The organism is Staphylococcus sp. HMSC36A10 (assembly GCF_001838845.1).
GTDB classification, from domain to species: Bacteria; Bacillota; Bacilli; order Staphylococcales; family Staphylococcaceae; genus Staphylococcus; species Staphylococcus aureus.
Window position 1 is genome coordinate 13,333 of sequence record NZ_KV839117.1, and the last position, 12,572, is coordinate 25,904.

The 12,572-nt window shown below is 31.7% G+C and carries 16 protein-coding genes; 3 read left to right on the plus strand and 13 right to left on the minus strand.

The genetic code is table 11. The features are described 5' to 3' along the window. Nucleotides 1-352: 352 nt before the first annotated feature. From scb to HMPREF3247_RS07750, 3 genes are all read right to left on the minus strand, one after another. Complete coding sequence (gene scb / locus HMPREF3247_RS07740; RefSeq protein WP_000669537.1) at nt 353-703, minus strand: complement inhibitor SCIN-B; 351 nt, start codon at nt 701-703, stop codon at nt 353-355. A 153-nt stretch (nt 704-856) separates the two neighbouring features. Continuing rightward, entirely contained in the window at nt 857-1,354 is a 498-nt protein-coding gene (efb, locus tag HMPREF3247_RS07745; protein WP_000791580.1) for a complement convertase inhibitor Efb, read from the minus strand. 258 nt (nt 1,355-1,612) lie between these two features. Next, entirely contained in the window at nt 1,613-2,119 is a 507-nt protein-coding gene (locus tag HMPREF3247_RS07750; protein WP_000584398.1) for an SA1002 family membrane protein, read from the minus strand. 672 nt (nt 2,120-2,791) lie between these two features. Between HMPREF3247_RS07750 and HMPREF3247_RS07755 the strand changes: the two genes are divergently transcribed. Further along, nucleotides 2,792-3,187 carry a formyl peptide receptor gene (locus HMPREF3247_RS07755; RefSeq protein WP_000739572.1) on the plus strand — a complete coding sequence of 132 codons (396 nt, stop codon included), beginning with the start codon at nt 2,792-2,794 and terminating at the stop codon, nt 3,185-3,187. Beyond that, complete coding sequence (locus HMPREF3247_RS07760) at nt 3,168-3,239, plus strand: hypothetical protein (RefSeq protein WP_031775077.1); 72 nt, start codon at nt 3,168-3,170, stop codon at nt 3,237-3,239. Before HMPREF3247_RS07755 ends, HMPREF3247_RS07760 begins: the two co-directional genes overlap by 20 nt. A 317-nt stretch (nt 3,240-3,556) precedes the next feature. On the opposite strand, the gene ecb is transcribed toward HMPREF3247_RS07760, so the two are convergent. From ecb to uvrC, 9 genes are all read right to left on the minus strand, one after another. Next, nucleotides 3,557-3,886 carry a complement convertase inhibitor Ecb gene (gene ecb / locus HMPREF3247_RS07765; protein WP_000739210.1) on the minus strand — a complete coding sequence of 110 codons (330 nt, stop codon included), beginning with the start codon at nt 3,884-3,886 and terminating at the stop codon, nt 3,557-3,559. A 193-nt stretch (nt 3,887-4,079) separates the two neighbouring features. Beyond that, entirely contained in the window at nt 4,080-4,247 is a 168-nt protein-coding gene (locus tag HMPREF3247_RS07770) for a hypothetical protein (protein WP_001791787.1), read from the minus strand. Nucleotides 4,248-4,374: 127 nt separating this feature from the next. Further along, a complete protein-coding gene (locus HMPREF3247_RS07775) occupies nt 4,375-4,878 on the minus strand; it encodes a YfcE family phosphodiesterase (RefSeq protein WP_000049484.1) in 504 nt (167 codons plus the stop codon). Next, nucleotides 4,871-5,458, minus strand: a complete 588-nt coding sequence (locus HMPREF3247_RS07780; RefSeq protein ID WP_000659319.1) for an XTP/dITP diphosphatase — start codon at nt 5,456-5,458, stop codon at nt 4,871-4,873. The genes HMPREF3247_RS07775 and HMPREF3247_RS07780 overlap by 8 nt, the downstream gene beginning before the upstream one ends. An 11-nt stretch (nt 5,459-5,469) precedes the next feature. Continuing rightward, nucleotides 5,470-6,270 carry a glutamate racemase gene (gene racE / locus HMPREF3247_RS07785; RefSeq protein WP_001039659.1) on the minus strand — a complete coding sequence of 267 codons (801 nt, stop codon included), beginning with the start codon at nt 6,268-6,270 and terminating at the stop codon, nt 5,470-5,472. A 235-nt stretch (nt 6,271-6,505) separates the two neighbouring features. Further along, complete coding sequence (sdhB, locus tag HMPREF3247_RS07790; protein WP_000139712.1) at nt 6,506-7,321, minus strand: succinate dehydrogenase iron-sulfur subunit; 816 nt, start codon at nt 7,319-7,321, stop codon at nt 6,506-6,508. Further along, nucleotides 7,321-9,087, minus strand: a complete 1,767-nt coding sequence (gene sdhA / locus HMPREF3247_RS07795) for a succinate dehydrogenase flavoprotein subunit (RefSeq protein WP_000818278.1) — start codon at nt 9,085-9,087, stop codon at nt 7,321-7,323. The genes sdhB and sdhA overlap by 1 nt, the downstream gene beginning before the upstream one ends. A 51-nt stretch (nt 9,088-9,138) precedes the next feature. Beyond that, nucleotides 9,139-9,753 (minus strand): succinate dehydrogenase cytochrome b558 subunit, encoded by a 615-nt coding sequence (locus tag HMPREF3247_RS07800; protein ID WP_000079317.1) that lies wholly within the window; start codon nt 9,751-9,753, stop codon nt 9,139-9,141. Between the two features lie 323 nt (nt 9,754-10,076). Beyond that, nucleotides 10,077-11,858: an excinuclease ABC subunit UvrC gene (uvrC, locus tag HMPREF3247_RS07805; RefSeq protein ID WP_000390529.1), complete on the minus strand. Its 1,782-nt coding sequence runs from the start codon at nt 11,856-11,858 to the stop codon at nt 10,077-10,079. Between the two features lie 165 nt (nt 11,859-12,023). Between uvrC and HMPREF3247_RS07810 the strand changes: the two genes are divergently transcribed. Then, nucleotides 12,024-12,119 carry a hypothetical protein gene (locus HMPREF3247_RS07810; protein WP_001788625.1) on the plus strand — a complete coding sequence of 32 codons (96 nt, stop codon included), beginning with the start codon at nt 12,024-12,026 and terminating at the stop codon, nt 12,117-12,119. 62 nt (nt 12,120-12,181) lie between these two features. Here the strand turns inward: HMPREF3247_RS07810 and trxA are convergent, their stop codons facing one another. Then, a complete protein-coding gene (gene trxA, locus HMPREF3247_RS07815) occupies nt 12,182-12,496 on the minus strand; it encodes a thioredoxin (protein ID WP_001018928.1) in 315 nt (104 codons plus the stop codon). Between the last annotated feature and the right edge of the window lie 76 nt (nt 12,497-12,572).

The window sequence follows — 12,572 nt, forward strand, 5'->3', positions numbered from 1 at the left end:
AATTGGTGATCCTATTTCTCTCTGTTGTGGCCCCACGAGTATTGAAAAAACTTGTTATAAGCTTATTTTCATTTAGTCAACTACTACCAATATAGCACTAGAACTGGAAATGATAATTTAATATTGTACACTTTTGATTGTTTAAACATGTACATATTTTAAAAAATAGGAGAGCAAAGTAAATAATTGATATAGTTATTTTGAGAGTAATCCTAGGAACTATTGTATTTATATTTGTCTCCCCTACTTTTAAATGTCATTCATTATACATAAGCATTTTGATATAGAATTTATCACATATGCAAATTGAAAACAGGTTAAGACCATTTTTTGTCTCAACCTGTTTTATTTATTATCTATTTATAATTTCATCAATTTCTTTGTATATTTTTTCTAATGCAACTTTAGCATCAGCCATTGATACGAAATCATTTTTCTTAAGTGCCGCTTTAGCTCTATATTCATTCATCATAATCGTACGTTTATAATATGGATTTAAGCTTCCTGCAGCTAATGCATATACATTCGATTTGTTAAGTAAAGTTCTTAATTCTTCTGCTATGCGTTTATCATGAAACTGACTTTCAGTTAAATATTTGTCCAGACTACTTGCATCTGCTTTATTCCCTTCTATAGTTGCTATCCCAGTTGATGATAAAAGTAATGCTAATGTTCCTGTTAATATATATTTTTTAAATTTCATTATAAGCTCTCCTTAAAATTGATACTTACTGAGTATATAGTCAATTTCAGGACAATTACATTAACCTGTCATTAAATAGATTACTTTTTTCATTAACAAAAATTAACATAACATTTAATTAATTATTTCCAGATAACAGCAACGATTGAAGTTTTATTTAACTAATCCTTGTTTTAATACATTATCAATTCGCTCTTGTAAGACCATTTTCTTAACTTTGTATTCAAACGAAACTAAGTTGACTGCCTTTTGTGCTTTTCTGTGTGCACTGACAGTATGTGTTTTTTCAAATTCTCTCACAAGATTTTGAGCTTGAATCAATTTTTGTTCTTTTTTAATAGTTGCATCAGTTTTTGCTGCTGGTTTATTAAATTGTGGACGTGCACCATATTCGAATGTACCATCGTTAAATTCTAAAATATTATAGTCATGTTTGAATTTAATATATTTAGGTGTTGAGTTAAATTTTGGTCTAGATTGATATTTAAAAGTACCATCATTGTACTCTACGATATTGTGATTAATACTCACTGGTTTCTTTTCTCTTGGACCGTATCCTTCGCTCGCATCTGCTGTTGACGCAATTGTAGTTGTAGTAATACCTATTGCCGCTATTGTTAATAAAGATTTTGCTATCAATTTATTTTTCATGTTAATTATCCTCCAAATTATTATCTTACATTTATTAAGTTATCCTATTTATACAACTTTTGAAATTAACTAATTATTAATTAACTATAAACACTTTATAATATAGACAAAATATAGTTATCTATCTTGTGTCTCATCAGCACTTATACACTAGTCAAAAAATTCATGCCTCTACTTTTTCGAATTTCAAAAATAAAACCACACAACAAAAAAGACACCATTTGAATGTTGGTGTCTGATGGTATAATTTCATTGATTTTATTTGTAACTTCTCATTCTATAGTTAAATATTGTGACCCAGCTAATGATTAACGTTGGTAGAATTACTAAATTCAAATTAGACACGTCAAAAAAGACAGATTGAAAATTGTCGATATTAATATCATTAATGTCCATTTTTTCATTTACTGCTTGATAGATCGCAAAGTAAACTAAGAACCATTGAATTAAATGTTCTAAAACGACAACCTCTGTCAAATCGACATTCTTTTTTCTAAAAAGTAATCTAACTATAAATAATTGGAATATACTTGAAATCAAGATTAATATAATACCCATTAAGAAAAAACTACCAAAATCAATTGTGATAAATTGAATAATGCCATAAATAATTACGGCAGATATTGCCAGTGAAATATATCCTATAAAGATAAATACCACACCCATAAAGAGTGTTTTTAAGAACAGAAAAGGCTTCTTTCTATTTGTAACCAAATAGCTCAATATACAAAGTAGTAATAGAATTGTTAAAATTTTAATTATCATCGTTTGACCTCAATATATTTATTTATATCTTTATTATTGACCACGAAAAAATAACAATCACTTAAGTGATTGCCAATAATACTCATTGCCTACTCTATAGTAATCTTGGCACGTGATTTCACACTATTTTATCTATTTAAAAATGTAAGTGTTGAATTATGCTTACTTCGAAAATGCATAATTCAATTAAATAGTATAATTTTTAACTTATATATTAATCATAACATATCAACCTTAATTAGAATATATCTCTTATTTCTTTATAAGTAAAATTATACATATTAATTACTTCTCTACTATGTGTCATTTCTTTGTTTTATAAACATTAATTATCAAAAAAGCTATATGTATAACAATTTGGAGTGTTTGTCTATCCAACATAGCAAACAAAATGTAGAGAAATATAAATATCGTTTTAGCAATAAAAATTATTAAATCATAGTTGAGTGACGTTTACTACTATTATTATACTATCAACAAATTCAATAATACCTCAAATAAAAATAATACCATCAAATTCATCATTATTCTTTTTCGATTGCATTAAACCTTATTAATTTGCACTTAATTTTAATTAATGAAGTGTTAACTGGTAAATGCATGAAACCGTTTGTAAAATAACAGTGTACTCGCATTAGTAAGTACAAATCTATTTTACAGGGAGAACTTATTATGAAAAAAAATATTACAAAAGTAATTATTGCATCTACAGTCATCGCTACAGGTCTTCTAACTCATTCAAATGATGCTAAAGCTTTCTTTAGTTATGAATGGAAAGGTTTAGAAATTGCTAAAAAGTTAGCAGATGATGAGAAAAAAGATGAAGAACGTGCTGATAGATTAATTAAAGACGCCGAGAAAGAAAGAACTTATACAGGTAAAACGGTTGAAGATTTATATGTCATTGCTAAAAAATTAGGTAAAGGTAATACTATAGCTGTAGTAAGAATTATAGATGGTGGTAAAAACGGTTACTATACGTTTGATATCACGCGTCCATTAGAAGAACACAGAAAAAATATTAAAGTAGTCGCTAAAGGCGAAATCGATTCGATTACTTGGTATTAAAAAACATACTGAATTAAATAGTTGTACGCCAAACGTTAGAAAACAATGCTAACGTTTTGGCGTGCTTTTTTTATTTTAAGTAACTTCTAATTTATTTAGCATCTTTACGACTGTTTAATAAAGCACGTATGATTAACACGGTTGCCACTATATCCGTTACAATTTTTATGATTGTTAATACATTCGATTTCCTTTTCACAATAGCCACCTCGCTTGTTCAAAACATAAACAACTATTGCATTCACTTTTAAGTAATTATTTATATTATTTATTCTAATAATCTCACCATTCAAATGAACACAATATTATAAACTAATTATACCTTTGAATATAGCAAAAAGCCACACTCTATAGCATGGCTTCTATCAATTATTTTAAAGTATTATATTTTAAAACTAGATCGATTTGTCTTTGTAATTTTTTCTTTTCATAGCTGTGTTGGAAATGAATTAAATTAACAGCTCTTTGTGCTTTACGGTGTGTTGCAACAGTTCTTGTACGTTTGAACAAGTTTACAGCTTTTTGTGCATCCACAACTTTTTTATTTACTTGTTTTTTAAAGTTTGTTTGATACTGATCATATTTTTTAGCAGCTTCAACGTTTTTAGTTTGTGCATGAGATTCACCGGCAAACGTTGATACCGTTAAACTAATAGCAGCTATGCTTAAAATTGATTTCCCAATAAAATTCTTTTTCATAATTAATAACACCTATCCTCAAATATTTATTTTGTATATATTTATAATAATAGACAGATACAAAAAACTACATTAACTATTTATTAACTAAACATTAATATTTGTGTCACTACATTTCTGAATTTCAAGAATTTTGCTACTCCATATTTTAACCATCAAATTATTGATATAATTTATGACTTTAGAAATCCTTTTAAATATGTATACGATTCATGATTTTAACTAAAATTTCAAATTTCCTGACTTCTTGGAATCTTAATTTTATACTTTTTAATAATACACTTTTAACCAAATAATCAACATGATTCAACCATATAGGGTTATCAACAATCACATTCTCCAAAATTACAATTCTTTTCATAACATAAATGTGTTATTCATTCCAATTATCTTATAAAATTGTCAGAAATACTTTTAAACAAACATTCATGACACGACCTCCTAGTTAAATCAGTCTATAAACTAAAAAAAGCCATAGCTACTTCTATTTAAAAAGTAGTATGACTGATTGTTTCGTGATGTCGATTTTTGAAATTGATGGTGCCATGTAAAGTTTGATCATCAATAATAACTTCAGCATATGTTTCTTCCATTGAACTTCTAGATTGAGATATACTTCCAGGATTAATAACATGAACACCATTAATATACTCATATTTTGCCACATGTGTATGTCCATAAAATGCAAACAAACAACCTAATTCAAGTCCTTTTTCAGCTAATAAATCTCTTGTTCGATTGACTTGATATAAATGTCCATGAGTATAAAATGCTTTCACGTCATTATATTTTGCGACCGCTTCATTTTCAAATTCTGGGTAAAAATCACAATTGCCTTTTACTCTATTAAATAAGCTAAGTTCCGTATCATCATACGCGAATTCTGAATCTCCTAAATGTAAATATACATCTGCATCTGGGTGCATTTCATAAATTTGATATAAAACGCCTGATTCAGTATGGTTATCACTCACAATAATCCATTTAGACATTTTTTTCACCTTCAAGAAAAGCTTGAAGTAAATTAATCGCATTTCGTCTATGACTAATTTGCCCTTTTTGTTCTTTTGAAAGTTGAGCCATGGTTTTATCTAATTTCGGTACATAAAATATCGGATCATATCCGAAACCATTTTCGCCATATTTTCCATCTGCAATTTCACCTGAAACAGTACCTTTAAATACTTTTGTTTCCATATCAGGGCCACTCATACTTATGACACAAACAAATTGCGCACGACGATCAGTTGTATTACCAAGCTTATTTAATAATTTTTCAATATTTGCTTCATCGCTTTTATTTTCACCAGCATAACGTGCAGAGTATATACCTGGCTCACCATTTAATGCAAAAACTTCTAGTCCACTGTCATCAGCTATGACCGTTTTATTCAATGCTTTTGCAGCAGCTTCTGATTTTAATATAGCATTTTCTTCAAATGTTGATCCTGTTTCTTCCACATCAAAATCAGGTATTAGTTCTGAAATACCTATTACGTGGTAATCTGGAAATATTACTTTAAAGTCATTTATTTTCCCTTGATTATTCGATGCAATAACAATCTCTTTCATTAAAAATCCTCCTAGTCATTCACTGATATACGTTCCACATTGACAGATAAATTTAACCACTCTTTGATAATGTTAGTAATGTGAGTAGGATCACCTGTTGCAAAAAATCGATGATCTGGATGTTCAGTATAACTTGCATGTTCATTACTAAATGTTAGCAATGCACTAACTTCACGAGCCGTTTCTAATCCAGACGAAATCACTGTCTTTTTACCACCAAAATAATCATAGATAGGTTTATAGAGCAATGGATAGTGGGTACATCCTAAAATGACAGTATCAGACTCACTATTACGCCAACGTTTCAGTGTTTGATGAATGACAATGCTTGTAATTGTTGGATCACTATATCTCATTTGTTCTACAAGTGGCACAAAACCTGGACAGGCAACGCCATGTACCTCTACATGTGGATTGATACGTTTAATATGCGTACGATATGCTTCAGATTTAATTGTGCCTTCCGTTCCTAGTACTAATACATTTTGATTTCTAGTAGTCATTATTGCTGTTCTAGCACCTGGTTCAATTACGCCAATCACTGGGATTGATAAGGTCTTTTGTAAATATTCTAAAGCTACAGCAGTTGCTGTATTACAAGCAATCACGAGCATTTTTATATCAAATTCCATTAATTTACGAGCGATTTCAACTGTATATTGTTTTACTTGTTCTCCTGGTCTTGGCCCATATGGACATCGTCCAATATCACCTAAGTAATAAATCGTCTCATTTGGCAACTGACGCATAATTTCTTTAGCTACTGTCAAACCTCCGACACCAGAGTCTATTACACCTATTGGTTTATTCATATTCGGTCATCCTTACTTTTAATTTAATTTTTAGTTTATCATAACTAAGCATTGGATTTTAGTATTATGCACTGTGTTTACCATTTTTGTCATTATAATATTTATTTTAAATCAGCCCACTATCATATTGTCATGTAATCTGCTTATTAAAAAAATCCCTTCCAAGTTATTGTGTATCTCCATTCAATTTAATTTTGAAAGGAACATAACATTTTAACTCAAAAGGGATTAATTTTTATTCTACTTCATGGTCTGAACCAAAGAATGATTTAAACATGTGGAATGTTGTTTCTCTGTTCATTGCTGCAATGGATGTTGTTAATGGAATACCTTTAGGGCAAGCATTAACACAGTTTTGTGAATTTCCACACTGCTGTAAGCCACCAGTACCCATTAATGCATTTAAACGTTCATCTTTAGTCATAGATCCTGTTGGGTGCAAATTAAACAAACGAACTTGCGAGATTGCTTGCGCACCAACGAATTTATTATTTTCAGTAACATTAGGACAAACCTCTAAACATACACCACATGTCATACATTTAGATAATTCATAAGCTGTTTGACGTTTTTTCTCTGGCATACGTGGTCCCGGACCTAAATCATACGTTCCATCAATTGGGATCCATGCTTTCATACGTTTTAAGTTATCGAACATTCTAGAACGATCAACTTGTAAGTCACGGATAACTGGGAAAGTATTCATTGGCTCTAAACGAATAGGTTGTTCTAATTGATCAACAATCGCAGAACAAGATTGTCTTGCACGACCATTGATAACCATAGAACATGCTCCACATACTTCTTCTAAGCAGTTCATATCCCAGACAACAGGTGTTGTTTTTTCACCTTTAATATTAACTGGGTTACGTCTAATTTCCATTAAACAAGCAATGACGTTTAAATTTTCACGATATGGAATTTCAAATGTTTCTTCATAAGGCTTAGAATCACTTGTATCTTGTCGTTTAATAATTAATTTTACTGTTTTTTGTTTCGGTTTAGATTGTGTTTCATGTTGTGGAGTGTTTTTCACTGATTGTTCAGTCATTATTTTTTACCCCCTTTAGACTTACTTGTGTAATCACGTTTACGAGGTGGTATTAAACTCACATCGACGTCATCATAAGTAAACTGTGGTTTTTCAAATGCGCCTTGGAATGAGGCCATTGTCGTTTTTAACCACTCTTCATCATTACGCTCTGGGAATTCTGGTTTATAATGGGCACCGCGTGATTCGTTACGGTTATATGCACCAATCGTAATAACACGTGCAAGTACTAACATGTTCCATAATTGACGAGTAAAGAATACCGCTTGGTTACTCCAAGTTTGAGTATCTTCCATATCAATATCTTCATAACGTTTCATCAATTCAACAATCTTTTTATCTGTTTCTAACAGTTTTTCATTTTCACGAACAACAGTTACATTTGCTGTCATAATTTCACCAAGTTCACGGTGTAATTTATAGGCATTTTCTGTACCGCGCATAGCTAATAATTTATCAAAACGTTCTTGCTCTTCAGCTTTACGCTTTTCAAAAATACTTTCGTCCATATCAGTATATGATCGATCAATATTTGAAATATAATCAATCGCGTTTGGACCTGCTACTGTACCACCATAAATCGCTGATAACAATGAATTGGCACCTAAGCGGTTACCACCATGTTGAGAGAAGTCACATTCTCCAGCTGCAAATAACCCTTTAATATTTGTCATTTGATCATAATCTACATATAGACCACCCATTGAATAGTGAACAGCTGGGAAAATCTTCATTGGTACTTTGCGTGGGTCATCACCAGTGAATTTTTCATAAATCTCAATGATACCACCTAGTTTTACATCTAACTCATGTGGATCTTTATGTGACAAATCAAGATATACCATGTTTTCGCCATTTATACCTAATTTTTGGTTAATACATACATCGAAAATTTCACGCGTTGCGATATCACGAGGTACTAAGTTACCATAATCAGGATATTTCTCTTCTAAGAAGTACCAAGGCTTACCATCTTTATATGTCCAAATTCGTCCACCTTCACCACGTGCTGATTCACTCATTAGTCGCAGTTTATCATCACCAGGGATTGCAGTAGGATGAATTTGAATGAACTCACCATTAGCATAAATAGCGCCTTGTTGGTAAACAATGGAAGCCGCTGATCCTGTATTAATCATTGAGTTTGTTGTTTTACCGAAAATAATACCAGGGCCACCCGTTGCCATAATAACTGCATCTGAACCAAATGTTTCAATCTCAGCAGTTGTCATATTTTGTGCAACGATACCTCTTGCACTATCATCGTCACCTTTAACTATGCCAAGGAATTCCCATCCTTCATACTTCGTAACTAATCCATCTACTTCATATGCACGAACTTGTTCATCCAATGCATATAATAATTGTTGTCCAGTTGTTGCCCCTGCATATGCTGTTCTGTGGTGTAATGTACCACCGAAACGTCTAAAATCTAATAGACCTTCATTTGTTCTATTGAACATTACGCCCATACGGTCTAATAAATGAATAATTTTAGGTGCTGCCTCTGTCATCGCTTTAACAGGTGGTTGGTTTGCAAGGAAGTCGCCACCATACACTGTATCATCAAAGTGAATCCAAGGAGAATCGCCTTCCCCTTTAGTATTGACCGCACCATTAATGCCACCTTGGGCACAAACAGAGTGCGAACGCTTTACTGGTACAACTGAGAACAAATCTACATGTGCACCTTTTTCTGCCGCTTTAATTGTTGACATTAAGCCCGCTAGGCCACCTCCGACAACAATAAGATGTTTCTCTGCCATAAAAATTTCACTCCCCTAAATTTTCAATCTATATTTGTTAAATGCGATGTATTACATAAAGGCAATAATTGCAGTAACACCAATATACGAAATAACTAAAAATACGATTAATGAAACCCATGTAAATACTCGTTGTGATTTTGGAGATTGAAGTCCACCCCAAGTAACTAAGAATGACCATAAGCCATTTGCAAAGTGGAACACAACAGCAATAATACAAATAATATAAAATATTGCCCATCCAGGATGTTGCAATGTTTCGTGCATTAAATCGTAATTCACTTCTTTGCCGTAAAATGCTTTTTGTAAACGTGTTTGCCATAAATGGATACCAATAAAGATAAATGTTAAGATACCACTCACTCTTTGGAAGAAGAACATCCAGTTTCTAAAAATCGAGTAATGTCCAACATTTTCTTTTGCTGTAAATGCAATGTGTATACCAAACAAACCGTGATATAACAACGGAATGTATATAAATAAAAATTCTACAATAATTAGAAATGGTAATGATTCCATAAAGTTAGATGCCTTATTAAACGCTTCAGCACCTTGTGTTGCTTGGTGATTCACTAATAAATGAACGACCAAAAATGCACCTATTGGGATAATACCTAATAACGAGTGAATACGTCTTAGATAAAATTCATTTTTTGATTGAGCCAAAAGGAGTCCCCCCTGTGAACGAATATTTAATTTATTGAGCTATTTATATTAAACGTACGCTTAACCCCCTAAAGTGATATCGTTTCTAGCGTTGTCATTATCATTAAGCGAAACATTTTAAAGACAAATACACACTGTACGATCACCAAACTGCATGTCGAACAATGTAACATTTGGATTCGATATTTAAAATTGCTTGTGATGATAAACTTTCTCATTTAGAAAACGCTTCCACGTACATTCAAAAAAATAACTTTGTTAACCATATTGTAACATTATTTCATATATTTTGGGGCATGAGAATGATTCTCACGCCCAGTAATTTATTTATGCAATTGTTCATGTAGGTTCTTTGCGACGTTTTCAGGAATACCTATATTTTTAAAATCTTCAAGTGTAGCTTCCTTCATTTTCTTGATTGAACCGAATGAACGCAATAATAATGTTTTACGTTTGTTACCGATACCATCTATATCATCAAGTATTGATTTCAAGCCTGTCTTTTGACGTGTTTGTCTATGAAATGTGATTGCGAATCTGTGAACCTCATCTTGGATACGATGCAACAAATAAAATGCCTGGCTATTTTTCTTCAGTGGTACAATTTCTGCACTAGCGCCATATAATAATTCAGATGTTTGGTGTTTATCATTTTTCTGCAAACCTGCAACAGGGATATCAAGACCTAATTCGTTTTGTAGCACATCAATAACCCCGTTCATATGTCCTTTACCACCATCGACTATTATTAAATCAGGTAATGGTAATCCTTCGTTTAAAACGCGAGAATATCGTCGTCTTACTACTTCTCTCATTGATTTGTAATCATCTGGACCTTTAACCGTTTTGATTTTATACTTTCTATAATTTTTCTTATCTGGTTTACCGTCGACAAATGTAACCATTGCTGACACTGGATCCACACCTTGAATATTAGAATTATCGAATGCTTCAATTCTAATTGGTGTTTGAATTCCCATTTGTGTTCCAAGTTCTTCAATAGCTTTAATCGTTCTTGACTCATCACGTGATATTAATTCAAATTTATTATTTAAGGATACTTTAGCGTTATGTGCAGCTAGGTCAACCATATCTTTTTTGGGACCTCGCGCGGGTTGAACGATTTTAGTGTCCACAACAGATTGAATCATTTCTTTATCCAAATTACGTGGTACATGAACTTCCTTAGGTAAAATATGTTGGTTTAAGCTATAAAATTGTCCAATAAATGTATAAAATTCTTCTTCTTCTGTTTGCTGTAATGGAATCATCGTTGTATCTCGCTTTATCATATTACCTTGTCGTATAAAGAAAACTTGGATACACATCCATCCTTTATCAACACTATAACCAAAGACATCACGAATCGTTTTATCTGATGACATAATTTTTTGTTTGTTTGTCAGATTTTGAATATGTTGAATTAAATCTCTATATTCTTTAGCCCGTTCAAAATCAAGTGATTCACTTGCAGTTAACATTCGCTCTTCTAAACTTTTTAAAATTGTTTTGTCTTCCCCATTCAGAAAATCAGTAATTTCCTTCGTCATTTGTGCGTATTTACTCAAATCAACGTCATATACACATGGTCCTAAACATTGTCCAATATGGTAATAAAGACATAATTTATCTGGCATCTTATCACATTTGCGATATGGATATATTCTGTCTAATAACTTTTTAGTTTCTTGAGCAGAATATGCATTCGGATACGGTCCGAAATATTTGCCAGTACCTTGTTTTACAGTTCTCGTCACTAGTAGTCTAGGATATTTCTCCTTCGTAATTTTAATAAATGGATAACTTTTATCATCCTTTAATAATATATTATATCTTGGTTGATATTGTTTTATCAGATTCAATTCCAGTAAAAGTGACTCTGTTTCACTTGACGTGACAATAAACTCAAAACGACGTATTTCACCAACCAGTCTCGTTGTTTTAGCATCATGAGCACCCGTAAAATATGATCTCAATCGATTTCTTAGCTTTTTAGCTTTGCCAACATATATCACTTGATCATTACGATCTTTCATTAAATAGCAGCCTGGTTCCATAGGTACGACATTTAATTTATTTTTAATTCGTTGCTTATAGTCTTCCAAAAATATCCCCCCTTCTAATTTTAAAATGAATGATGCTACAAAAGTGCTTCAAATTTATCACCACTAATTCTAGTTAATAATCAACATCTTCGAGTATGACTTTTCATGCACATCATGTAATATTGAACATTGTTTTATCAAACCAACTGCTACAAATCTATCTGCATGCTAGATTATCATTTAACGTTCATAGATTTATTAATCCCGCCATTCTCAAGTCGTAAACAATATGATGACTTATCATTCAACTTTTTATATTAAAAACACAAACAAAAACTGGAGCAATTCATTAAAGAAATGCCCCAGTCGTCATTGGTTGTAACTTATAAATGTTTATCTAAAACTTCAGCTAAGTTTTCTTTTGGTTGGAAACCAACAACTTTATCAACTGGTTGACCGTCTTTAAAGACGATTAATGTTGGAATACTCATCACTTCATATTTAGCTGCAGTTGATGGATTTTCATCAACATCTAATTTTAAAATGTCAGCTTTACCTTCATAGTCAGCTGCTAATTCTTCTAATACCGGAGCGATCATTTTACATGGACCACACCATGTTGCCCAAAAATCTACTAATTGTACACCAGATTCTACTTTTGAGTCGAAATCTGCATCTGTTACTTTTACGATTGCCATAAATGCCAATCCTCCTTAATTATTATTATGATGTTCAAATTATATCAGATAACATGCTTCATGTATTTCTATTTGC

Coding starts and splice junctions, on each gene's coding strand:
- racE (WP_001039659.1), bottom strand. CDS start 6,270: ATGAATAAACCAATAGGTGTAATAGACTCTGGTGTCGGAGGTTTGACA.
- sdhB (WP_000139712.1), bottom strand. CDS start 7,321: ATGACTGAACAATCAGTGAAAAACACTCCACAACATGAAACACAATCT.
- HMPREF3247_RS07780 (WP_000659319.1), bottom strand. CDS start 5,458: ATGAAAGAGATTGTTATTGCATCGAATAATCAAGGGAAAATAAATGAC.
- ecb (WP_000739210.1), bottom strand. CDS start 3,886: ATGAAAAAGAATTTTATTGGGAAATCAATTTTAAGCATAGCTGCTATT.
- HMPREF3247_RS07810 (WP_001788625.1), top strand. CDS start 12,024: ATGCTAGATTATCATTTAACGTTCATAGATTTATTAATCCCGCCATTC.
- trxA (WP_001018928.1), bottom strand. CDS start 12,496: ATGGCAATCGTAAAAGTAACAGATGCAGATTTCGACTCAAAAGTAGAA.
- HMPREF3247_RS07755 (WP_000739572.1), top strand. CDS start 2,792: ATGAAAAAAAATATTACAAAAGTAATTATTGCATCTACAGTCATCGCT.
- scb (WP_000669537.1), bottom strand. CDS start 703: ATGAAATTTAAAAAATATATATTAACAGGAACATTAGCATTACTTTTA.
- efb (WP_000791580.1), bottom strand. CDS start 1,354: ATGAAAAATAAATTGATAGCAAAATCTTTATTAACAATAGCGGCAATA.
- HMPREF3247_RS07775 (WP_000049484.1), bottom strand. CDS start 4,878: ATGTCTAAATGGATTATTGTGAGTGATAACCATACTGAATCAGGCGTT.
- sdhA (WP_000818278.1), bottom strand. CDS start 9,087: ATGGCAGAGAAACATCTTATTGTTGTCGGAGGTGGCCTAGCGGGCTTA.
- HMPREF3247_RS07770 (WP_001791787.1), bottom strand. CDS start 4,247: ATGAAAAGAATTGTAATTTTGGAGAATGTGATTGTTGATAACCCTATA.
- HMPREF3247_RS07750 (WP_000584398.1), bottom strand. CDS start 2,119: ATGATAATTAAAATTTTAACAATTCTATTACTACTTTGTATATTGAGC.